The sequence below is a fragment of the Rhodococcus sp. USK13 genome (genome assembly GCF_018343855.1).
Taxonomy (GTDB): domain Bacteria; phylum Actinomycetota; class Actinomycetes; order Mycobacteriales; family Mycobacteriaceae; genus Rhodococcus_F; species Rhodococcus_F oxybenzonivorans.
In genome coordinates, this window is record NZ_CP069242.1 from 1,533,091 (window position 1) to 1,554,306 (window position 21,216).

Annotated in this window: 19 protein-coding genes; 10 read left to right on the plus strand and 9 right to left on the minus strand. The window is 64.8% G+C overall.

Going from position 1 to position 21,216, the window contains the following annotated elements:
* The first annotated feature begins 2 nt into the window (after positions 1-2).
* The 4 genes from JQT59_RS09860 (at position 3) to JQT59_RS09875 (ending at position 3,709) form a co-directional block, all read left to right on the plus strand.
* Positions 3-797, plus strand: a complete 795-nt coding sequence (locus JQT59_RS09860) for an Rv1363c family protein (RefSeq protein WP_213575972.1) — start codon at positions 3-5, stop codon at positions 795-797.
* Positions 794-1,774 (plus strand): RDD family protein, encoded by a 981-nt coding sequence (locus tag JQT59_RS09865; RefSeq protein ID WP_213575973.1) that lies wholly within the window; start codon positions 794-796, stop codon positions 1,772-1,774. Before JQT59_RS09860 ends, JQT59_RS09865 begins: the two co-directional genes overlap by 4 nt.
* Positions 1,775-1,845: 71 nt before the next feature.
* Positions 1,846-2,880: an ABC transporter ATP-binding protein gene (locus JQT59_RS09870; protein ID WP_213575974.1), complete on the plus strand. Its 1,035-nt coding sequence runs from the start codon at positions 1,846-1,848 to the stop codon at positions 2,878-2,880.
* A 172-nt stretch (positions 2,881-3,052) separates the two neighbouring features.
* Positions 3,053-3,709, plus strand: coding sequence for a TetR/AcrR family transcriptional regulator (locus JQT59_RS09875; RefSeq protein WP_249354322.1), 657 nt, complete (start codon positions 3,053-3,055; stop codon positions 3,707-3,709).
* 55 nt (positions 3,710-3,764) lie between these two features.
* On the opposite strand, the gene JQT59_RS09880 is transcribed toward JQT59_RS09875, so the two are convergent.
* Positions 3,765-4,571: a crotonase/enoyl-CoA hydratase family protein gene (locus JQT59_RS09880; RefSeq protein WP_213575975.1), complete on the minus strand. Its 807-nt coding sequence runs from the start codon at positions 4,569-4,571 to the stop codon at positions 3,765-3,767.
* A 263-nt stretch (positions 4,572-4,834) separates the two neighbouring features.
* Between JQT59_RS09880 and JQT59_RS09885 the strand changes: the two genes are divergently transcribed.
* Positions 4,835-5,677, plus strand: coding sequence for a hypothetical protein (locus JQT59_RS09885; protein WP_213575976.1), 843 nt, complete (start codon positions 4,835-4,837; stop codon positions 5,675-5,677).
* 643 nt (positions 5,678-6,320) lie between these two features.
* On the opposite strand, the gene JQT59_RS09890 is transcribed toward JQT59_RS09885, so the two are convergent.
* The 4 genes from JQT59_RS09890 to JQT59_RS09905 are packed head-to-tail and all read right to left on the minus strand — an operon-like array spanning position 6,321 to position 11,509.
* Entirely contained in the window at positions 6,321-7,757 is a 1,437-nt protein-coding gene (locus tag JQT59_RS09890) for an aldehyde dehydrogenase (RefSeq protein ID WP_213575977.1), read from the minus strand.
* A 38-nt stretch (positions 7,758-7,795) separates the two neighbouring features.
* Positions 7,796-8,902, minus strand: coding sequence for an NAD(P)-dependent alcohol dehydrogenase (locus tag JQT59_RS09895; RefSeq protein ID WP_213577598.1), 1,107 nt, complete (start codon positions 8,900-8,902; stop codon positions 7,796-7,798).
* Positions 8,903-8,958: 56 nt separating this feature from the next.
* Positions 8,959-10,182 carry an NAD(P)/FAD-dependent oxidoreductase gene (locus tag JQT59_RS09900; protein ID WP_213575978.1) on the minus strand — a complete coding sequence of 408 codons (1,224 nt, stop codon included), beginning with the start codon at positions 10,180-10,182 and terminating at the stop codon, positions 8,959-8,961.
* Between the two features lie 4 nt (positions 10,183-10,186).
* The gene (locus tag JQT59_RS09905) at positions 10,187-11,509 is read right to left on the minus strand and encodes a cytochrome P450 (RefSeq protein WP_213575979.1); all 1,323 of its coding nucleotides are present in this window, start codon (positions 11,507-11,509) and stop codon (positions 10,187-10,189) included.
* 340 nt (positions 11,510-11,849) lie between these two features.
* On the opposite strand from JQT59_RS09905, the gene JQT59_RS09910 reads away from it, so the two are divergent.
* The gene (locus JQT59_RS09910; RefSeq protein ID WP_213575980.1) at positions 11,850-12,170 is read left to right on the plus strand and encodes a 2Fe-2S iron-sulfur cluster-binding protein; all 321 of its coding nucleotides are present in this window, start codon (positions 11,850-11,852) and stop codon (positions 12,168-12,170) included.
* 8 nt (positions 12,171-12,178) lie between these two features.
* Here the strand turns inward: JQT59_RS09910 and JQT59_RS09915 are convergent, their stop codons facing one another.
* Positions 12,179-13,159 (minus strand): response regulator transcription factor, encoded by a 981-nt coding sequence (locus tag JQT59_RS09915; RefSeq protein ID WP_502939809.1) that lies wholly within the window; start codon positions 13,157-13,159, stop codon positions 12,179-12,181.
* The gene (locus JQT59_RS09920) at positions 13,152-14,276 is read right to left on the minus strand and encodes a LuxR C-terminal-related transcriptional regulator (protein WP_213575981.1); all 1,125 of its coding nucleotides are present in this window, start codon (positions 14,274-14,276) and stop codon (positions 13,152-13,154) included. The genes JQT59_RS09915 and JQT59_RS09920 overlap by 8 nt, the downstream gene beginning before the upstream one ends.
* 244 nt (positions 14,277-14,520) lie before the next feature.
* Here JQT59_RS09920 and JQT59_RS09925 point away from each other — a divergent pair, with 244 nt between their 5' ends.
* Both JQT59_RS09925 and JQT59_RS09930 read left to right on the plus strand, forming a co-directional pair.
* The gene (locus tag JQT59_RS09925; protein ID WP_213575982.1) at positions 14,521-15,300 is read left to right on the plus strand and encodes an enoyl-CoA hydratase/isomerase family protein; all 780 of its coding nucleotides are present in this window, start codon (positions 14,521-14,523) and stop codon (positions 15,298-15,300) included.
* Positions 15,301-15,406: 106 nt separating this feature from the next.
* Entirely contained in the window at positions 15,407-17,086 is a 1,680-nt protein-coding gene (locus JQT59_RS09930) for an AMP-binding protein (protein ID WP_213575983.1), read from the plus strand.
* Positions 17,087-17,150: 64 nt separating this feature from the next.
* Here JQT59_RS09930 and JQT59_RS09935 read toward each other — a convergent pair whose 3' ends face one another.
* Positions 17,151-17,567 carry a MaoC family dehydratase gene (locus JQT59_RS09935; protein ID WP_213575984.1) on the minus strand — a complete coding sequence of 139 codons (417 nt, stop codon included), beginning with the start codon at positions 17,565-17,567 and terminating at the stop codon, positions 17,151-17,153.
* On the minus strand, positions 17,564-18,016 hold the full coding sequence (locus JQT59_RS09940; RefSeq protein WP_213575985.1) for an FAS1-like dehydratase domain-containing protein: 453 nt from the start codon (positions 18,014-18,016) through the stop codon (positions 17,564-17,566). The genes JQT59_RS09935 and JQT59_RS09940 overlap by 4 nt, the downstream gene beginning before the upstream one ends.
* Before the next feature lie 63 nt (positions 18,017-18,079).
* Between JQT59_RS09940 and JQT59_RS09945 the strand changes: the two genes are divergently transcribed.
* Positions 18,080-19,255, plus strand: coding sequence for an acyl-CoA dehydrogenase family protein (locus JQT59_RS09945; RefSeq protein ID WP_213575986.1), 1,176 nt, complete (start codon positions 18,080-18,082; stop codon positions 19,253-19,255).
* Between the two features lie 2 nt (positions 19,256-19,257).
* Entirely contained in the window at positions 19,258-21,213 is a 1,956-nt protein-coding gene (locus JQT59_RS09950; RefSeq protein WP_213575987.1) for an AMP-binding protein, read from the plus strand.
* The last annotated feature ends 3 nt before the right edge of the window (positions 21,214-21,216 follow it).

Genomic DNA, 21,216 nt, shown 5'->3' on the forward strand with positions numbered 1-21,216 from the left:
GGATGACGAAGACATCCACCAACACGTCACGATCGCGGGTCGACGACGACACCACGACCCTGCGCGCTCGCGCAATCGAAGCCCGCGCGGCCGCGGAGGCCGCACTTGCTGCCGCCGAGCGCGCCGCGAAAGCGGCAGAACCACGTCTGCGGGACGATTCCCCGGACCCGGCTGCCCACGAGCAGCCGCAGCGTCCGGCACGCCGGAGTGGTGCGTTGCGAGGGCGCCGGGGTACAACGACCTACCGCGCCGCAGTCGCGTTCCTCGTTGTGACCTCCCTCGCCGGATCCGCCTCCGGGGTCAAGGCATGGTGGGATCACCGTGCGGTCGAACAACACGATTCGGCGGACCAGGCCCTGATGCATTTTGCCGAAGGCGCAGTGGTGCAGCTAATTTCGACGAGCAAAGATGATCCCGACGCCTACGTGCGACGCATCCTCGACAACGCGGCCGGCCAGTGGCACGACGACTTCGATGCTCGCAAACAGACCGTCCTCGACACCATGAAAGCAGCGGGCAACGTCACCGTCGGCCACGCCGTCGAAAGCGGCATCGAGCGACGAAATGACGACGGCAGCACCACTGTCCTGGTGGCCGCTTCGGCGGACGGCAACATACCGCTCGCCGGGTCCGGTTCCGCCGACCCTGCCACTGGAGCGGCTGAAGATCAGGCCCAGCCGTCGGGCAGTGATCCCGGTATAACAGCGACGATCGAGCCACAGGAGTACCAACTGCGCGTGGACGTTGTCGAGGTCGACGGGCAACTCAAATTGTCGAAAGTGGGATTCGTCCAATGACGACACTGAACATCGATACCCAGGTGAAAGAAGAGAACGCGGAACCCAACCGCGGCAGCGCGGGGGAGCAGGGAGCATCTCTTGTGCGCCGCGCCCGGGCACTGGCAGTCGACATGTGCCCGGCCCTCGCCGCGGCGGCAACTGCTGGGGTGCTGTCCCACATTCTGGCGGGGCAGGTATGGGCCGTCCTGTGTTGGGGCATCGTGGCCGTGTCCGGGCTCTTCATCGTCGCCAACAGCGTCATCTGCCAGGGACGCACCGGGCGAACTGCCGGCAAGTACCTCGAGGGCCTCCGCACCGTATCCGTCACTACGGGAGCTCCGATCGGCATCGTCCGTGCAACGATCCGGGTAGCGTGCCTGCCCGTCGACGGGATCTTGTTCCTGATCGGACGGTTCTGGCCACTCCATCGGGGACAGCGGCGCACATTCGCCGACAACATCGCCAGATCAGTGGTCAGGACGTCCGATACCGGGGGACCAGCCGGCCGTGGGCGCCGACTCGGCTTGACGGCCGCAGCGATGATCCCGCTCGGTGCACTCCTCGTCCTCGTCCTGGTCCAATTCTTCGTCCAACGCGCCGGTGACCAGGAAGTCGTGGCAGCGCACGGATCCGTGACGCGGGTTGCTTCCGACGGCGCTGTAGCGCTGTTGTCGTACAAGCCCGACACCGTCGATCAGGATCTGGACGCCGCACGGGGCGTGCTGACCGGCGACTTCCTCGAAACATACACAAAGCTGGCGAAGGATGTGGTCGCGCCAACGGCAAGAGACAAGCAGGTAACGATGCAGGCGTCCGCAGCAGGCTCTGCGGTCGAATCGGTGTCCGCAGACCAAGCATCGGTTCTCGTCTACATCAATCAGAGCACCACGACGGCAAGCAGTCCCGAAACGACGCAGTCACAGAATGCAATTCGGATCGGACTCACCCGCGTCGACGAGACCTGGTTGATCAGCCGATTCGAGCCGTTGTTCTGACAAACACTGCAGCGGATAGTGGCCACCGCTGCGTAGCACCAATCCCTAGGCCGTGAGAGTGAGGAAAAACAATGGGTGTCGAGGTAGCGGTCACCAATCTGACGAAGTCCTTCGGATCGCAGAAGATTTGGCAGGACGTGTCGCTGACGCTTCCGCCCGGCGAGGTCAGCGCGTTGCTCGGCCCGTCGGGAACCGGTAAGTCGGTGTTCCTGAAGTCGCTGATCGGTCTGCTCCGCCCGGAGCAAGGATCGATCGTGATCGACGGTACCGACATCCTGGAGTGCTCGACCAAGGAGCTCTACGAGATCCGGAAGCTGTTCGGCGTGCTGTTCCAGGACGGCGCCCTGTTCGGGTCGATGAACCTCTACGACAATGTGGCCTTCCCGCTGCGCGAGCACACCAAGAAGAGCGAGTCCGAGATCCGCGCGATCGTGATGGAAAAGCTCGAGCTGACCGGACTGATCGGCGCCGAGACAAAACTGCCCGGCGAAATCTCCGGAGGCATGCGCAAGCGCGCCGGCCTGGCCCGGGCCCTTGTGCTGGACCCGCAGATCATCCTTGTCGACGAGCCCGACTCCGGCCTGGACCCGGTCCGCACCACCTACATCTCCCAGACGTTGATCGATATCAACGCCGAGATCGATGCGACGATCCTGATCGTCTCGCACAACATCAACCTCGCCCGCACGGTGCCGGACAACATCGGCATGCTCTTCCGCCGCCAACTGGTGATGTTCGGACCCCGCGAGGTGCTGCTCACGAGCGAGGAGCCGGTGGTCAAGCAGTTCCTCAACGGCACCATGATCGGCCCGATCGGCATGTCCGAGGAGAAGGACGACGCACAGATGGCCGCGGAGCAGGCCATGGTCGACGCGGGTCACCACGCCGGCGGTGTCGACGACGTCGAGGGCATCGTCCCGCAGATGAAGGCCACCCCCGGCATGCCATTCCGCCAAGCCGTCGCCCGCAGGCAAGAAAGGGTGCGCGAGATCATGGACACTCTGCCCTTCAGCGCCCAGCTCGCGATCCAGGAAAGCTTCGAATCAACCTCGATCACAGAAGAATTTCCGGCCGTCATCACGGACGAGATGTACGCGGTCGACTAGCTCCGACCAACCCCGATAAACTCACGAAGAAGAGAGATCACATGATCATCGACCTGGTTGACCCGATCCAGAACCTCGTCACCGCGATTGCATGGCTACTCCTTAGAGGCCACCTCCCTCCATTGTAAAACTGCGAACCCACATCGACAGACGACCGACCCAGGCAGGACCAATGGCTTCACGGCGCCGAGTACCGTCAGCAGTAGTCGACGAGGCAACAGCGGTGCTCGACGAACCGGATTGGCGATATGCGGCGCAACCAGCATTGTCACCCATTCTCCACGGAGCCCTGGACGCCTTCTACGAAAACGGGTTTCGCGGAACGACGGTGCGGGAGATTTCTCAACGCGCAGGCGTGACGATGCCCACGCTGTACTACCATCACGGGAACAAGGAAGGCATCTTTACCGCACTGCTCGAGTGTGCGACCAAAGATGTCCTCGCCCGCGCGTACGCCGCGCGGGACGATGGCGGGGGCAAGCCGGAGGTCCGACTGACCTATGTGGTCGAATCGATACTCCTCGGAACTCTCACCAACCCCCGGATGGTGGCATTGAAGCCGGATATTCGGTTTCTCAGCGCACCGAATCGCGACCGCTTCGAGCGTGTGCGAACGGGGATCGAACGTCTGCTCCTCGGGATCGTACGAGAGGGGCGCAGGCGCGGGGTATTCACTGTCGCGGATCCCGTGCTCATCACTAGGGCATTGCTCGACATGTGTGATGCCATTGCAGGCTGGTACGTCGAGTGTCCGCCCGAACACCACGCCGTCGCGCAGAAATACGGCGCCATTGCACTGAACGCGGTGGGCTATCGGGTGGACGGCTAGTTCGGGGATCCTCCAGTACACCCGAAGCGCGGAGTACGCTTCAATAGAACGTGATTCATTCCGGGTCGATGAACGAGGCGGCGCGCCCGGAGACGCCCGCAGCGACAGCGGCGACCTGGTTTGGTGTACCCAGAAGTCCCAATTGAAGCCTGGACTCCAGGGCCAGCGCACCCGCTGTGTCGCCGCCACGCCAGGTCTCATCGTAGAGGCGCTTTGCCGCCCGGATCGCATCCGGCGACTTCTCGGCGATGTCATCCGCCAATTCGAGTGCTGCAGTGAGCGGGTCATCCGCCGTGCGAGTAACCAACCCTAACGAACTCGCCTCCAGACCCGAAACGATACGTCCGGTGAAAGTGAGTTCCTTCGCCACATCGACGCGCATAACACCAGGTAGGGACTGAGTGATAGCCATGTCCGGCACCAGTCCCCACTTGACCTCCATGAGGGACAACCGGGCATCGGGCGCAGCGATTCGGATGTCGGCACCGAGCGCGATCTGCAAACCGCCACCGAAGCAATTTCCTGTGATCGCTGCGATCACCGGCACAGGAACTCTCGACCAGTCATACGCCGCGCGCTGGGCGAAATTGGCAAGCCGGCCATCCTCCCGGACGAACAGGGCGTCGATGCCCCCCGCTGAATCAGCAAGAAAACTCGAAATATCCAAACCCGAACAAAAGCTGCGCCCCTCGCCATGAAGCACAACAGCTCTCACCGTGCGATCTGTAGCGAGGCGATCTGCGGCCTCGAGCAACCCCTCGAACATAGCCTTGTCCAACGCATTGTGCTTGTCGGCACGGACCATCGTGACAATCGCTACACCGCTGTCGCCCATACGGATACGAATTCGCTTATCACTCATGTGGTTGACTCTAACTCTGGACTGCTCGACTTGAAAACCGCTCGCGAGACGATTCGTCCCTCGACCCTTGATACTCGCTCCTCCCGGCGAGGTCACCCCGGCATTGGTCCTTTCCCCTGCGGCCGACGCCTACTCCCAAAGTGCGATTCCCCTACCCCCCTGGGGAGATGTGTGACATCGCGTTGTGCACCTACCCTCGAGGGACCGTTGGCATACCAGGCGCGGAATGGCGATCGTGTAAAGATGTTGGACTAGGAGTAGCTATGGGGCGCATGCCATCCGAGGTCATGCAGCATGAACTCGACATGCTCTGGCAGAGTATTTTCACCTGGCTGAGTTGGGTCATAGTCGCCATTATGCTGGCCATTGCCTTCCGAATGTGCGTCCGGCAGCGGACTCCCTTTTATCTGCTGGCGTGTCTGGCGGCCGGTATCGCGGCCTTCGCTGAACCGCTCTACGATGTAGCGTTTGACCTCTGGTTCTACGACGTCCATAACGGAGAGCCGGGAGCGATGTACTCCCACTTCACTGCGTTCGGCGTCGTTCAGCCGAACTGGTCACATAGCGGCTACATCATCTTGTACGCGAGCGCCTGCCTCTACGCGGGCCGCCGCATGTACGAGGGGAGCCTGCGACGCAAGCACCTTTTCCTCATCTGGGTTGCCGAGATCATCACCTCGTGCGTCTTCGAGATCATCGGTACCGGTACGAATGTCTATACCTATTACGGCCCGTACGAATTGCGGATCTGGAACTATCCGTTGGTCATCGGCGTACTCGAGGGAACCCAGGTTGTGCTGTTTACTGTACTGGCGGTGCAGCTCTGGCGGCGGGTGTCCACCGCGTGGGGCCTCATCGGCCTCTTAGCGGTCTTCCCCGTCACAATGTTCGGTGCGAACTTCGGCCTCGGCGCACCGATCATCATCGCGCTACATCTCGACGAGTCCGAATTCTCGAGCGGAATAGTCTGGGCAGCAACCCTGCTCACCATGATGCTGTGCACTCTGGCGGTGAACGGCGCGAGTAAGTTTCTTCCTCGGCCGTTTGCTACGCCCGAGCCGGATGGCGCGCCGGCTCGGAAGGCAGACGCGGTCACGGCAGCTTGAGCGGGAGAGCCACATTGCGCCCGGAGGAGCGGCCGCGACAGTGGTAATCGACCAAGCTTTTCCTGCCGAAGGGCTTGGGCGATGGCAACCTTCTCCTCGTCACTGCGTGTCCTGATGGTCACTCCGATCACCTCCACCCATTTAATCTACGACCCCGCCGATCCGGCACTCGGTGACCTCGTATCTCGAGTCCAGGGACATGGTTCGAAGCGACCACCGCCAGCGGCGACAGGACTATGAAACTGCCTATTATGCCGAAATAACCTGCCGGACACTCCGCGCGTCCGGTGGTGTCGGCCGAACCCACTGCATCCCGCCGCGGTTGCAGGAACCGGCGGACCGTCTTGTCGCTGCCGTGGTATCCGCGGGCGGGAGCACCGTCATGATGGAGCTGCGTTCCATGGCAAGTGTGAGATTCCAAATCGCCGCGCCCCCCAAATGGGAAAGAAGGTCTGGCCGTGAACACGGCAGGGAAGACGCTGAACTCGGGCATGATGTGTTCGCCCCCGCCCCCAAAGCGTGCCCACTTCACGGCGAAATCGAGCATGGCGAGCTCTTCTATGGTCTCGGCGTCTCCGGTGCTCACTGCCTGGAAAAGCCGGTGCGGCCGTGCGAGGCGTCGCACGACCGCACCGGCCGGGGGTTATCGCACGTCGAGATAGATGCTCTTGAGCTGCTGGTAGCTCGCGAGGCCTTCGGGTCCGAGTTCGCGGCCGAGGCCGCTGTTTTTGATGCCACCGAAGGGGGCGGTGGGGTCGTTGGTGTAGCCGTTGATGCCGACGGTTCCGGTGGCGATGTGGCGGGCGAATTGGGCGCCGCGTTCGGGGTCGGCGGTCCAGACGGAGCCGCCGAGTCCGTAGTCGGAGTGGTTGGCGATGGTGATGGCTTCGGTCTCGTCGGTGTAGGGGATGACGGACAGGACGGGGCCGAAGATTTCTTCCTGGGCGATGGTGTGGCCCGTGTCGACGTCGGCGAAGACGGTGGGTTCGACGAACCAGCCGTGGTCGAGTTTGTCGGGTCGGCGGCCGCCGGTGGTGACGCGTCCGCCGTCGGCGCGGCCCTTGTCGATGTAGCTTTCGACGCGATGGCGTTGTCGGGCGGAGACGAGTGGTCCCATCTGGGTGGTGTCGGAGAGGGGGTCGCCGACCGAGATGACTCTGGCGAGGTCGGTGATGGTGTCGACGATCTCGGTGTAGCGAGAGCGCGGTGCGAGGACGCGGGTGCCGAGCCAGCAGATCTGCCCGTTGTTGAGCAGTGTTGCCGCGTAAAACGATTCGAGGTTGGCTGCGAGGTCGGCGTCGTCCAGGATGACGGCGGCGGATTTGCCGCCGAGTTCGAGGGTGACGGGGCGGAGTAGTTCGCCGCAGGTGCGGCCGATGGCGCGGCCGGCGGCGGTGGAGCCGGTGAAGGACACCTTGTCGATGCCGGGGTGGGCGACGAGGTAGGCGCCGAGTTCTCGGCCGCCGGGCACGATGTTGAGTACGCCGGCAGGTAGGCCGGCGGCGATGGCGGCCTCGGCCATCAGGAACGCGTCGAGGACGGTCTCGGGGGAGGGTTTGAGGACGACGGTGCATCCGGCGGCGAGGGCGGGGGCGAGTTTGAGGAAGGTGATGGCCTGGGGCACGTTCCAGGGGACGATGGCGCCGACGACGCCGATCGGGGAGCGGGTGACGAGGGTGGATCCGCCGAGCATGCCGGGCCGGATCTCGTCTTCCTGTTTTGCGGCCATCTCGCCGTAGTAGCGCAGCAGGAGCGGTGGGAAGCCGCCCTCGAACTGGCGGGCGAGGGTGATGGGCATGCCGTTCTGGCTGCTCACCCGGGTCGCGGTGTCTTCGGCGCGGGATTCGAGTTCGTCGGCGAAGCGGCCGAGGACCTCGGCGCGCTGGGCCGCGGTCCGGGACCCCCAGTCGGTGAGAGCGGTGCGGGCGGCCTCGACGGCGTCGTCGATGTCGGTGTCGGTGCCCTCCGGCACGGAGCCGATCTGCTGCTCGGTGGTCGGGGAGATGACCGAGATGGTCGCATCGCCGGACGGCCGTGCCCATTCGCCGCGGATGTAGAGATCGGGGTAGTCGATGGTCATCTGGGTGTCCTTCGTCAGTGAGGGTTCGGAGTGGGTGGTCAGTGGTGCACGAGGACGGGTTTGAGGACCTCGCCGCGGTGCTGGGCGTCGATCGCGTCGTTGATCTTCGCGAAGGGGAAAGTGGTGACGAGTTTGTCGAGGGGAAATCTGCCCGCCTTGTACAGCTCCACCAGTTCGGGGATGAAGTCGTCGGGGACGCTGTCGCCCTCGATGATTCCGGTGATGGTCAGCCCCATGGCGAGGGAGTTGATGATGTTCAGCGGCACCGACGACTCCGGGTCGGCGGGCACGCCGATGAGACCGATCTTGCCGTGGAAGGTCATGGCGCCGACGAGGGATTCGATCACGGCGGGGATGCCGGAGGTGTCGATGGCATAGTCCACCCCGGCGGGGATGATGGCCCGGACCTGCTCGGCGACCGGCCCGGCGGTGGGGTCGATGACGTGGGTGGCGCCGAGTTCGAGGGCGAGATCACGCCTCGACTGGTGCGGTTCGACGGCGATGATGGTCGCGCAGCCGCGGACGACAGCGCCCATCACGGCGGCGAGGCCGACGGAACCGGCGCCGGCGACGAGCACGGCCGATCCGGGTCGGCAGTTCAGTGAGCGCATCACCGCACCTGCGCCGGTTTGGATACCGCAGCCCAGGGGTGCGAGGAGTTCGGCGGGGACGTCGCCCGGGACCTTCACGACGTTGCGTTCGAACGCGATGCTGTGGGTGGCGAAGGAGGACTGGCCGAAGAACAGGCCGGTCAGGGACTCGCCGTCGGTGGTGGTGATCGGTCCGGTGCCGTCGTCGCGGACGCCGTCGTAGGCGAGGTGCATGAACTGGTGGCAGTACGAGGGCGCCCCGGTGGTGCAGGACGGACAGGTACCGCAACTGTTGAAGGTGATGGCGACCCGATCACCCGGGGCGACTTTGGTGACACCGTCACCGACTTCCCTGACGATGCCGCATCCTTCGTGTCCGAGGACGGCGGGCAGTGCGGTCGGCAGGGCCCCGTCGCGGGCGGCGAGGTCGGTGTGACAGATACCGACCGCCTCGATCTCCACGAGTACCTCACCGGCGCGAGGGCCTTCGATGGTGATCGGCTCGAGGGTGAACTCGGTGCGCGGTTCTCTCGCGACTGCTGCGAATGCTTCCATCGTCATTACTCCATGTCTTGAAGGCCGGCACGTGAGACCGGCCGAAATCGAAATGCTCAGAGAACGGCTTCCCGCAAAGAAATAACGGGATCTGCGAGCGCGGCGGGGTCGATCTTGGTGCGGTTGCCGATGAATTTTTTGCCCGCCATGAATTCAGCTGCGGCATTGACGGTCTCGACGGCGACCGGAATGCCGTCGGTGTTCAGATGGAAGAGGGCGAAGGAGGACTCGGAGGGGTTGCCACGCAGCACAGCTCTCGTGTCGGGACCGACCATCCCTGCCATCTTCATTTTCAGGTCGAACTGGTCCGACCAGAACCACGGTACCTCGTGCGGCGGCATGGGCCCACCCATGATTACCGCCGCCGCCTGCTTCGCCTGTTCGACTGCGCTGGGGATGCTTTCGAGTCGCACCATCTTGCCGAGGGTGTCGTGCAGTCGGTAGGTCACGTCCCCGATCGCAAGAACGTGCGGGTCGCTGGTGCGTGCCGAACCGTCCACGACGATACCCGCGAGGCATTCGATACCCGATTCCCTGGCCAGCGCGTCGTTCGGGATCGCACCGACACCCACCAGAACCATGTCGCAGGGGATTTCGGTTCCGTCCCCCAGCGCGACCCCCTCGACCCGTCCGTCCGTGCCTGAGATCTCGCGGACCTCGGCGCCAGTGATGATGCGAGTTCCACGGTCTCGATGGAATTGGGTGAGCACGCTGGATAGTTCGGGACTGGCGACCCGCGCCAGCACCCTGTCTTCCCGTTCGATCACCGTGACGTCGCATCCGCGCGCCCGGGCCGACGCTGCGACTTCGAGCCCTACGTAACCACCGCCGATGATGGCGAGTGCCGATCCGGTGTGGACGGCGTCGCGCAGCAGCGTGGCGTCGGCGAGCGTGCGCAGACTGAGTACTCCTTCGAGATCGCTCCCCGGCAACGTCAAGGTTCGCGGCGCGGCGCCTGTCGCGAGGACGAGTGTCGTGTACTCGAGTACTGTGCCGGACGCCGTCGTCGCGGTTCGGGCGTCCCGGTCGATACCCACCACCGAGTCTCCCAGCAGCGTCTCGATCGCGTTGTCGGCGTAGAACGCTTCCGGTTTGAGCCACTGGACGAACCCGTCGTCGGCGTACTTTTTCGACAGTGGTGGGCGGTGATAGGGCGGGTGGGTTTCGTCCCCGCACAGGACGATGCGGCCGTCGAACTTCTGCTGCCGCAGCATGCCGGCGAGTGTGCCGCCGGCATGCCCGGCCCCGACGATCACCACGGTCGGTGTTGGGTGCGACATCAGGCTACCTGGTGAACTGGATCTGGACGGGCATGTTCTTGAGTCCGCCGACGAAGTTGGTCTGGATCATCTTGGTGTCGTCCACCAGCTCCAGCGACTCGATGTGGGGGAGCAACTCCTCGAACATGATCTTGAGTTCCAGCTTCGCCAGGTGCTGCCCGATGCACATGTGCGGGCCGTAGCCGAACGCGATGTGCTTGTTGGGCCGGCGGGTCGGATCGAAGCGGTCGGGATCCGGGATGACGTCCGCGTCACGGTTGCCCGACTGGTAGAGAAGCATGAATCGGTCGCCCTTCTTGATGTCGCGACCGCGGAGCGTGTAGTCCTGAGTCGCCTGACGCATGAAATGCTTGACCGGCGATGCCCAGCGCAGCGACTCGTTGACGATGTGTGGAGCGAGCGCCAGGTCCGCTTTCGCCTTCGCCAGCAGGTCGGGGTTGCGGCCGAGTTCGAGCATGCCGCCGGCGAGGGTGCTCGACGTGGTGTCGTGTCCCGCGGTGGCGATCGCGATGAAGTAGCCGTACGCCACTTCGTTGGGGTAGTACTCGCCACTCTCGTTGCGCGCCACCGAGATGATCGTCGCGAGATCGTCACGCGGGTTGGCTCGACGGTCCTCCAGCAGTCGCTCGAAGTAGGCGTAGAAGTCCTGAATTGTGGCCACCCACTGCTTCGCGGCGGCGTCCGGGGTGAGCGGTTCGACATCCTCACGGACGGCGTCGGGATCGGCGGTGCCGAAGAATTCTTGCGTAAGCGCCATCATCCGAGGCTCGTCCGATTCGGGTACCCCGAACAGGCTCATGATGACGTGCAGGGGGTAGTGGAGTGCGAAGTCCTTGACGAAATCGATCCGCCCATCCGTCTCCAGGAGCCTGCCGACGGCGGCCTTGGCCAGGTCGCGGATAACCGTTTCCCACTTGGCGAGGTTGGTCGGCCGGAACCAGTCCAGCGCGATGTCCTTGATCGCGGTGTGCTCCGGAGGATCGAGGTAGGTGAGGGTCTCGAGGATGCGGAGGCTGCCGTTGTTGATGCTCTTGGTGAACGCGTCACCGGCCTGGTTCGCCAGGATCGGATTGACGGACCCCTTGTCTTCACCCCCAGCGCTGGTGAAGATGTCGGGCTGGCGCTCGATCTCCATGATGTCGGCGTGCTTACTCACCAGCCAGATGGGGTCGTAGCCCTCCACCTCGGCGCGGCCGAGGGGATTGTTCTCCCGCAACCAGCGGTAGGCCTCGAACAAAGCGTCGTTGTCCCGGTGTCCTTCGGGAAGAACGATTTGACGGGCGACGGCGTCCGGAATCAGTTCCGTGACCTGTTCTGTGGTGCTCATCAATTCCCCTTCGTGGTGCAGTGAGTTCCGGCGCCGGGTGTCGCGGCGCCCTCGCCGACTGGAGTGACATCAGCCTGTCAGTCACGAGAGTGAGGGGCATCACACCATTGATGGAAAGTTGTCTACCTAATGGGGTATGTGTGCTGAGTCACGCAGTTGGTGGCGGTCTCGTGCCGCGGAACTTCACCCCACTGGAGGGGGGTAATACGTCGAAGTGGTGACGTGCGGTTCAGTGACCCGCGACACAATTGGTACAGAACGCGGCCGAATCCCGGGACGGCAACCCACTCGGCGAGAGAGACCGCACAGACGTTCACAGATCACCCCGAAGGAGATTGCCATGCCCACCGTCGTATACCAGCTGCCCGACGGCTCGACCTCGTCCGTCGACGTTCCAGCAGGCCAGAGCGTGATGGACGGGTCGGTGCGTAACAACCTTCCCGGCATCGTCGCCGAATGCGGCGGTAGCTGCTCGTGCGCCACCTGTCACGTGTACCTCGATGAAAACTCCTGCGGGTCGTTCGAGGAGCCGACATTGGAGGAACAAGACCTGCTCGAGTTCCTCGACGGCGTACAGCCGTGTTCTCGCCTCGCGTGCCAGCTCGTGCTGAGGCCGGATGTGGATACCGTCACGGTGACCGTCCCGTCCTCGGACGCCTGACGTCGGAGTCACCGGGTGGTGGACTGATACTTCGCGATCAATTCGGCGCGGTTGGTGGCGCCGAGTTTGCGGAGGATGTGTTTCACATGCGACTTGACCGTATCGACCGTGATGAACAGTTCGGCGGCGATGGTGGAGTTCGACGCGCCGGTGAGAATCAGCCGCACGACGTCCGCCTCGCGTTCGGTCAGCGGGTCGAGCAGTCGCCGATCGGCGTCGTCCTGCTCGGTCCCGGCCGACGCGAGGTCGGGAGAACCTGTGGTCACCGCGTCGAAGTCCGTGTCGCCGGTCCACCGCTGGACACCTTCTCGGAGAAGGGCGTCCTGGCGGTCGCGGCGGGATTCGAGCCCGACCCGCTCGAAACACCCGCCCAGCACCTCGGCGAACACTCCCAGGGCGTGGCGCCTCGCGCCGTCGAGTGATGTACCGACGTGGAGCAGCGCAGCAGCGATCCCGTCGACGACGACGGGGACGACGGTGAATCCGTTGACGCCCAGCGCCTCTCGAAGCTCGGCGCGAACGTGGGATCCGACCGTGACCGCGTTCGTCTCGAGGGCGTGCTCTTCGGGTGAGCCTGCCAGGAGACCGAACTCGGCGGGGAACGACGGTGCTGTCTCGGGGGCGGCACTGAACGAGGTGACGGGGACGATCCGGTCGCCATCGAGGCGGGAGAGGACCACCTTGTCCGCGGTGCAGAGTTCGGCGACGCGTTCACACGCTCGCCGCATGAGTTCCGCACTCGAGGCGGCATCGTCGAGTGCGTGCACGGCGCGATCGATACTCCTCGCGATTGCATCGATCTCGGCGGTCCGCGTCGAAGCGAGCGTGTTTCTGCGGTCGAATAGGTCGACGAGACGCCGGCCGAGTTCGACGGCGTGCTCCGAACTCGCTGTGCGCATTTCGGTGAGGATGTCCGAGATGGCACGATCGAGTTCGTCGTCCGCAGTGTTCTCGCCGGGTTGCGATGCGGAGCGGGGAACGTCAGCCACCGTTCACCGTCTTGGCATGGGCACACAGCGCTGCCACCTCGGCTCGCGTCGAGACGCCGAGTTTCTTGAAGATCCGCTGGACATGGGACTTGACGGTGCCGTCGGAAATGCACAGCCGCCGAGAGATGGTGCCGTTTGTCGCGCCCGTCGCCATCAGCGTCAACACCTCACGCTCGCGGGCCGTCAGCGTGTGCGCGCGAGGGATGGCGGGTGCTTGCGCATTGACATCCGTACTCGGCGCGCCTGCGGGGGGTTCGCTGGTACCCAGTTCCGGCATCGTGACGGGTGCCTGCTCGAGATGTCGCAGTGCGCGAGTGAGGCGTTGGATCTCGGCGTCGACGTGCTCGTTGCGCGCAGAGATTTGTTGCCGCAGGTCGGCGCGTTCCCTCACCGACGCGCAGACACCTGCCAGCGCTCCGACGATATGGACATCGGTGTCGGTCAGGCTGTCGCTCTGGCGGTCCACGTGAATCATTGCCACCGTGCGTGAGTCGACGACGATGGGGACCGCAATGTATCCCGCCGGACGTGACAGGTCGATAAGAGGGCGGTACGTGTGCCGGTAGGTGTCCACGCCGTCTACGGCATACGGCCGACGGCGGCGGACCAGTTCGGCCTCGCGGGGCGCCTCGCGCAGCGAGATCTCCCGGCCGTCGATCGCCGTGACGAGTTCGTGGAAGTCTTCGGTCAGGCTGGGGTTGACCGCTAGCGCAATGGGAGACCAGGTGGAACCGCGAACCACGGAGAACATCGCCTTGCCGTATCCCAGGCTCGTGCACAATTCCTGCGTCACTGTCCGGGCGATGTGGTCGGCGCGGGCATCGATGGCGCGGACCACCTGCTGCAACGCCTCGAACTGCTCGGTATGGACGTGTAGCCGGCGAGCGATGTCGTCACGGCTCGCGGTGTCGAGTCGTGTCACGAGTTCCGCGAGGCGCACAGCTAGCTCGGCTGACTCGGGGCCTTCCCGCAGTTTCCGGGCCGCGAACGCGCGGATCACTGTCAGATCCGGCTCGCCGTCCGCCAAGCGGACGAGGTTCGGTTCGCTCCCCAGTAGCTCATGCAACTCGGCAACTGCTTGCTGGGCAAGCTCGAACGGACTCGTCGAAATGACCACTCACTACTCCTTGCGCCGCGGCTGCCGCACGGACGGCGACGACGCTGCCGCACTCCCTGTGACACGCAGCACAGTATAGATCGGTGTCACCTGGGCGTTTCATCGCCGCCGCGAGCCTCCTCACCAATGTATATGGTCAGTCCAAATTCGTCACCCACTTCAGGAAAATCGCACCGGTTCTTGTTTTCAGTAGTGACCGAGTACTAGGGTCGAATGGTACGACCAAAGTGGAAGGATTCGCACGATGAGGCAGCCTGTCCGATACGACCTCGACGAGCATGTCGCCGTCCTCACTCTCGACCGGCCCGAGACGCGCAACGCGCTGTCCGACGATCTGCTCGACGAGCTGCTGGCCGCGCTCGAGCGCGCCCGTGGGGACGACGACGTCCGGGTCGTCGTCCTGGCCTCGTCGCACGAGAAGATCTTCTCGGCGGGTGGTGACCTGAAGGCGTTCGCGAGCGACACCCCCACGATCGTCAAATACGCCGGACTGGACCGCTTCCCGAGGCTCTATCAACTCATCGGCGGCCTCGGGAAGCCGGTGATCTGCGCGGCCGGTGGGGACGTCCTGGCGGGTGCGTTCGGGCTCGCTCTGGCCTGCGACTTCGTGCTCGCCAAGGAGTCGGTCACGTTCGGATGCCCGGAAATCAATGTCGGCGTCTTCCCGTTCATGATCTCCGCCTTGATCTACCGGAATGTCGGGCGGCTCAAGGCGAACGAGCTGATGATGTGTGGCGAGTCGATCACCGCCGCGGAAGCGCTCGAATTGGGGCTCGTCAACCGGGTGATTCCGGACGGTGATTTCGACGCCGCAGTGCAGGAATGGGCGCGTCGGCTTGCGGGCAAGTCGCCGCTCCTCATGCGTCTCGGCAAGGACGCGATCAACAACACCCGCGACATGTCTTTGCCCGACGCCCTCACGGCGCTGCAATCCCAGCTCGCGCTCGCGTTCACGACCGAGGACATCGTCGAGGGCGTGACTGCATTTCGCGAAAAGCGCTCTCCTGTATGGGCGATGCGATAAGAGCGTAAGCGGCAATCCGTTGCCTTTTCGGTCCGACCATTATATTGTGAGGACCAACACAGGGTGTTACACCCTCTCCACATCTGCGCTCAGAGGAAGGCTTCCCATGGCGTTCGCATCGGTCACCGATCGCTACTCGGACGAACAGATCCGAGAGTTCTATGCCACCGGGCAGTGGCACCGTGACACGTTCTTCGACCTGCTCGAGGCTCAGGTCGCCGAGCGGGGCGACCGCATCTTCCTCACCGACGACACCCGCGGAGGCATCACCTTCCGGCAATTGCGCGACAAGGCTCTGTGCCTGGCAGTGGGCCTCCGGCGCCACGGCATCACCGCCGGTGACCGTGTGTCGGTGCAGGTTCCGAACTGGATCGAGTTCGCAGTCATCGCCGTGGCGTTGTCTCGACTGGGCGCCATCCTCGTGCCGATCATGCCGATCTACCGCCGCGCCGACGTCGAGTACATCTTGAATAATGCCGGGGTCCGGCTGGCGATCACGCCGCAGCATTTCAAGAAGTTCGACTACGCCGGCATGTACACCGAACTCCTGGATGCCGTCGACTCGCTCGAAGATGTCGCCGTCGTCCGCGGTAACGGCGAGTTGCCGGACGGATCAGTGTCTTTCGAGTCACTGTCGGTGGATGTGAGCCCGGAGGAGGCGACTGCCGAACTCGGTCCCGGTGTCGGACCCGACGAGCCGTTCGTCATCGTCTACAGCAGTGGCACGACGTCCCGGCCCAAGGGTTGCATCCACACGTTCAACACGATGGCCTGTGGGTCGCGTCTGCTGGCCAAGGGGTTCGCCTACACGCCCGACGACGTCCAGTTCGGCCCCTCGCCGATCACCCATACCACCGGACTGGTCACGAGCATCATCCTTCCACTCATTCACGGCGCGGCGTCGCATCTCATCGAGGTGTGGGAACCGGTTCGTGGGATGGAGCAGATCAAGGAACGTGGATGCACCGTCGCGGTGAGCGCCACGACGTTCCTGCAAATGCTCATGGATGCCTACGACCCGGCAGTCCACGACATCGGCAGCATGCGGCTGTGGGTCGCCGCCGGCTCCCCGATTCCCGGGAGCTTCGTCACCAAGGCCGCCGACCAGTTCCCGAATCTGCAGGTGCTCAGCCTGTACGGCCGCTCCGAGAACGTCACCACCACCATGTGCACCGTCGACGATGATCCCCAGCGGTCGATCACCTCGGACGGCCGTCCGCTGCCGATGCAGTCGGTGAAGATCGTCGACGAGGACGGCAAGGAGGTTCCGCGAGGGGAGGAGGGTGACATTGCCTACAAGGGTGCCATGCACATGCTCGCCTACCTACACAACGACGAGGAGACAGCCAAGCTCTTCACGCCGGACGGCCACTCCCGCTCCGGCGACCTCGGCCGGATGGACGAGGACGGCTATGTGCGGGTCACCGGCCGCACCAAGGACATCGTGATCCGCGGTGGAATGAACATCAGCGTCCGTCAGGTCGAAGATCTCCTGGCGGCACATCCCGCGGTGCGCGGTGTCGCGGCGGTCGCGATGCCCGACGAACGGCTCGGCGAGGCCGTATGCCTCTACCTAATTCCCGCACCGGGATACGGCGACATCACTCTGGAGAAGATCAAGACCTACCTGCTCGAGCAGGGAGTGGCCATCCAGAAGGTTCCGGAGCGGCTGGAGCTCGTCGAAGCGCTGCCGACGACGGCGACGGGCAAGATCCAGAAGCACCTGCTGCGCGCGCAGATCGCGGAGAAGATCGCGGCCGACCGGGAAGCCCGGGCTGTCGTCTGACCGAACGGGAAAGGGGGCGAAGCCGATCGGCTTCGCCCCCTTTCGGCGGTGTGAACAGGGTGGGTCAGGTCGCCGCCACCACCACGGTCGCAGACCCGGTGACGACGGGGCCCTTGTCCCCGGACGCAACGAGGTCGAGGGTCGCGAGGAACTCCTCGTCCGTCTCGACGATCGCCGCCACCGTGCCGCCCACGGTCAGAGTGTCGCCGAGGAAGACCGGGGCGACGAACCGCACGCCGAAGGAGCGCACGTGCTCGACGCCGAACGTGTCGGACACCCAGCCTGCCAGGATTCCCGCCTGCATCTGACCCATCGCGATGACACCCGGAAACCCCGACGTGGCTACGAACTCGGGATCGTGATGCAGCGGATTGAAATCGCCTCCAGCGCCGGCAAACCGGACGATGTCCGTCTGACTTACCGGGCCGATCACTCGGGTGTCGGGGGCGTCGCCGACACGAACCTTGGCCGGTGTTCTCATCGCTGTTCTCCTCGTTCGATCAAAACCTCTTCGAGCCGCACCACGGGCTCGCCATTGGCGTCGACGTACTCGGTCTCCAGGGTCACGAGGCGCATGGTGCCGCCGCGCTTGCCTTCACGCTGCACATCGTCGACCACGCGGCGGGTGCCGACCACGTGGTCGCCCGCGGTGAGAGGTCGCAGATACGTCCACGTGACCGAGCCGACCACCACGCGCTCGAGCGCCAAACCCAGTGCGTCGACGAAGGCGCGCTGGTCGCGCTGGTGTCCGGCGACGACGGTGTGTGTGAGGGTGGCGGGCACATCGCCGAATCCGGCGTCGCGCGCCGCGGTCGGATCCGTGTGGACGGGATCGGTGACGAACGTCGCGCGCGTGAACTCGCGAATCTTGCCGCGTTCGACGTCGTACTCGACGCGGTCGACGACGCCAGGGGGGTGTGAATCTGTCATCGAGTCCTCCTTTTTGGACTGACCTATAGTATCATTGAGCCAGAAATTTTCGAGGAGGGTGCAATGGAGCTCGCTGATTCCCCAGACGAGGCCACATTCCGTGCAGAAGTCCGGGGGTGGGCCGAGAAGGCTGTCCCGACGCTGCCATGGCCGGAACCGGTTGATTTGGTCGACAAGGTGCCGTTCTGGCAGCAATGGCAGCGACTGCTCTTCGACGCCGGCTACGGCGGGATGTCGTGGCCGCAGGAATATGGCGGTCAGGCCGCCGACCCGATCCGCAAGGCCATCTTCACCGAAGAAATGGACCGGGTGGGAGCGCCGGAGCGACTCAACACCATCGGCGAGGACTTCGCCGGCCCGACCATCATCGATTTCGGGACGCCCGCCCAGAAGGAACGGTTCCTCCGGCCCATCCTGACCGGCGAGGAAATCTGGTGCCAGCTGTTCTCCGAGCCGGACGCCGGATCGGACCTCGCCTCGCTCCGCACCAAGGCCACGAAGGTGGACGGGGGCTGGAAGGTCAACGGACAGAAGATCTGGACCAGTCGCGCGCACATCGCGGCCCACGCAATCCTGCTGGCCCGCACCGGCGGCGGCCCGCGGCACAAGGGCATCACGTTCTTCCTGGTGCCGATGGACAGTGAGGGCATCACGGTGCGGCCGCTCGCGCACATGCTCGGCGAGGCGGAATTCAACGAGGTGTTCCTCGACGACGTGTTCATTCCCGACGACCTCGTGGTCGGGGAGGTGGACGGCGGCTGGAAGGTCGCGATGGGCACCCTCGCCTACGAGCGGGTGGCGATCGCGACGGGCCGCGTCAACACCAAACGGGCCGTCGACGACATCGTCACCGATATCGCGGGAATGACCGACGACATGGGCCGCCCACTCGGCGAGGATCCGGTGATCAGGCAGAAAGTCGCCGACCTGTACGGCCGAGCTCTCATGCACTACCTCATCGGTCAGCGTGTCATCACACTCGCGGCGAACGACGGCCCACCCGGCCCTGTCACTTCTATCGGCAAGCTGTTCTTCTGCCCCCTCGTCGAGGAACTCGCCGATTTCCGGTTGTCTCTCGAGCCGGCCGGCGGGCAATTCGGCCTGGACGAGGAGTCACAGCAGGCCGCGCGGTGGCTCCGGCTCGCCTATCAGGCACGCGGCACCGCCATCGCCGGCGGTTCCACCTTCATCCAGCGCAACATCGTCGCCGAGCGCATGCTCGACATGCCGAGGAGCTGACCGTGTCCGACTACACCTGGCACCCCACCGACGACTACGTCGAGAATGCGAATGTCACGCGGCTCGCCCGCGCCCACGGCCTTTCGGGCCTCGCCGAGCTCCGCGCCCGCTCCGTCGCCGATGTGCGGTGGTACTGGGACGCGGTGGTCCGAGATCTGGGTCTGCCGTTCCAGTCGCCGTACCGCGAGGTTCTCGATACCTCCCGCGGGATCGAGCATCCGGAATGGTTCGTCGGCGGCAGGACGAATGTCGTCGACGCGTGTCTGGAGCGTTGGCTGGCCGACCCGGCCGCCGCCGATCGGGTGGCCGTGGCCCACGAAGCAGAGGACGGCACCGTCCGCAGTCTGTCGTACCGCGAGCTCGCAGCGGACGTCGAGCGGGCAGCCGCGGGCCTGCGCGAACTCGGCGTCGGCAAGGGCGACGCCGTCGCCCTGTTCCTGCCGATGATTCCAGAGGCGGTCGTCTCGGTGTACGCGGTCGCGCGGCTCGGTGCGGTCCTCGTGCCGCTCTTCTCCGGATTCGCGCCGAGCGCGATCGCGTCCCGCATCCAGGACGCGGACGCGAAGGTGGTGATCGTCGCGGACGGAACGGTGCGGCGGCGCAAGACCGTCACGATGAAGCCGGCGCTCGACGAAGCCCTGGCCGTCTGCCCGACGGTGAAATCGGTCGTCGTGGTCGAGAACGTCGGTGCGCCTGTAGCTTCCACCGGCCGCGACATTGCTTGGGCCAAGCTTCTCGGGAACGGCGGTGACCCGGGTCCGGTCGAGGCGATGGACGCAGGTGAGCCGTTCGCGCTGGCCTACACGTCCGGCACGACCGGCAAGCCGAAGGGCGCCGTCCACACCCACGCCGGTTTCCTCGTGAAGACGGCAAGCGAGGTCGCGTACTCGTTCGATCTGAAGCCTGGCGGCGCTTTCTGCTGGATCACCGACATGGGCTGGATCATGGGGCCGCTGTCGATCGTCGGCACGCACGCCAACGGCGGAACTCTCGTTCTCTACGAAGGCTCCCCGGACGTACCGGACACGGACCGGCTGTGGCAGCTCGCGCAGCGGCATGGGGTGACGATGCTCGGCGTCTCTCCGACGCTGATCCGCACCCTCCGTGGACGGGAGACGGATGTCGCGGCGCGGTACGACCTGTCCTCGGTGCACACGATCGGGTCGACCGGTGAGCCGTGGGACCCGGACTCGTACGACTGGCTGGCGAAGGACGTCTTCGGTGGGCGCGTACCGGTCATCAACTTCTCCGGGGGCACGGAGGTCGGCGGGTCGTTCCTCGCGCCGTACCCGGTGGAGCCGATCCACAGCTGTTCACTGGGCGGGCCCTCGCTGGGTATGGACGTCGACGTCGTCGACGACGCGGGACGCTCGCTGCGCGGCGAACAGGGCGAACTCGTCTGCAGGCAGCCGTGGCCATCGATGACGCGCGGGGTGTGGAAGGACGAGGAACGCTATTTGGAGGCGTACTGGTCGACGTTCCCCGGCATGTGGCGGCACGGTGACTATGCGCTCGTCGACGACGACGGCCAGTGGTACATCCGGGGCCGTTCGGACGACGTGATGAACGTGGCCGGGAAGCGGCTTGCGCCCGCGGAGGTCGAGGCGGTGCTCACCGCACATCCGGCGGTGTCCGAGGCGGCCGCGGTCGGCGTCCCGGACCCGAAGAAGGGTGAGGCGGTGTGGGCGTTCTGGGTGCCTCGCGCGGACGAGGTCGGTGACACGGCGGACATCTCGGCCGAGTTGATCGCCAGTGTGGCTGCCGAACTCGGAAAACCTTTCGCGCCCAGTGTGGTACACCGCGTATCGCGGTTGCCGAAGACCCGGTCGGCGAAGATCCTGCGCCGCGCGGTGCGCGCCGCCGCGCTGGGTACCGATCCCGGTGACTTGTCGGGTGCGGAGAACCCGGAAGCCGTGGACGAGATCCGCGCCGTGGTGACCGGCAGTTCGGCGACGTGACTG

Coding starts and splice junctions, on each gene's coding strand:
- JQT59_RS09945 (WP_213575986.1), top strand. CDS start 18,080: ATGGAGCTCGCTGATTCCCCAGACGAGGCCACATTCCGTGCAGAAGTC.
- JQT59_RS09925 (WP_213575982.1), top strand. CDS start 14,521: ATGAGGCAGCCTGTCCGATACGACCTCGACGAGCATGTCGCCGTCCTC.
- JQT59_RS09905 (WP_213575979.1), bottom strand. CDS start 11,509: ATGAGCACCACAGAACAGGTCACGGAACTGATTCCGGACGCCGTCGCC.
- JQT59_RS09870 (WP_213575974.1), top strand. CDS start 1,846: ATGGGTGTCGAGGTAGCGGTCACCAATCTGACGAAGTCCTTCGGATCG.
- JQT59_RS09940 (WP_213575985.1), bottom strand. CDS start 18,016: ATGACAGATTCACACCCCCCTGGCGTCGTCGACCGCGTCGAGTACGAC.
- JQT59_RS09880 (WP_213575975.1), bottom strand. CDS start 4,571: ATGAGTGATAAGCGAATTCGTATCCGTATGGGCGACAGCGGTGTAGCG.
- JQT59_RS09930 (WP_213575983.1), top strand. CDS start 15,407: ATGGCGTTCGCATCGGTCACCGATCGCTACTCGGACGAACAGATCCGA.
- JQT59_RS09875 (WP_249354322.1), top strand. CDS start 3,053: ATGGCTTCACGGCGCCGAGTACCGTCAGCAGTAGTCGACGAGGCAACA.
- JQT59_RS09865 (WP_213575973.1), top strand. CDS start 794: ATGACGACACTGAACATCGATACCCAGGTGAAAGAAGAGAACGCGGAA.
- JQT59_RS09890 (WP_213575977.1), bottom strand. CDS start 7,757: ATGACCATCGACTACCCCGATCTCTACATCCGCGGCGAATGGGCACGG.
- JQT59_RS09935 (WP_213575984.1), bottom strand. CDS start 17,567: ATGAGAACACCGGCCAAGGTTCGTGTCGGCGACGCCCCCGACACCCGA.
- JQT59_RS09860 (WP_213575972.1), top strand. CDS start 3: ATGACGAAGACATCCACCAACACGTCACGATCGCGGGTCGACGACGAC.
- JQT59_RS09885 (WP_213575976.1), top strand. CDS start 4,835: ATGGGGCGCATGCCATCCGAGGTCATGCAGCATGAACTCGACATGCTC.
- JQT59_RS09910 (WP_213575980.1), top strand. CDS start 11,850: ATGCCCACCGTCGTATACCAGCTGCCCGACGGCTCGACCTCGTCCGTC.
- JQT59_RS09895 (WP_213577598.1), bottom strand. CDS start 8,902: ATGGAAGCATTCGCAGCAGTCGCGAGAGAACCGCGCACCGAGTTCACC.
- JQT59_RS09900 (WP_213575978.1), bottom strand. CDS start 10,182: ATGTCGCACCCAACACCGACCGTGGTGATCGTCGGGGCCGGGCATGCC.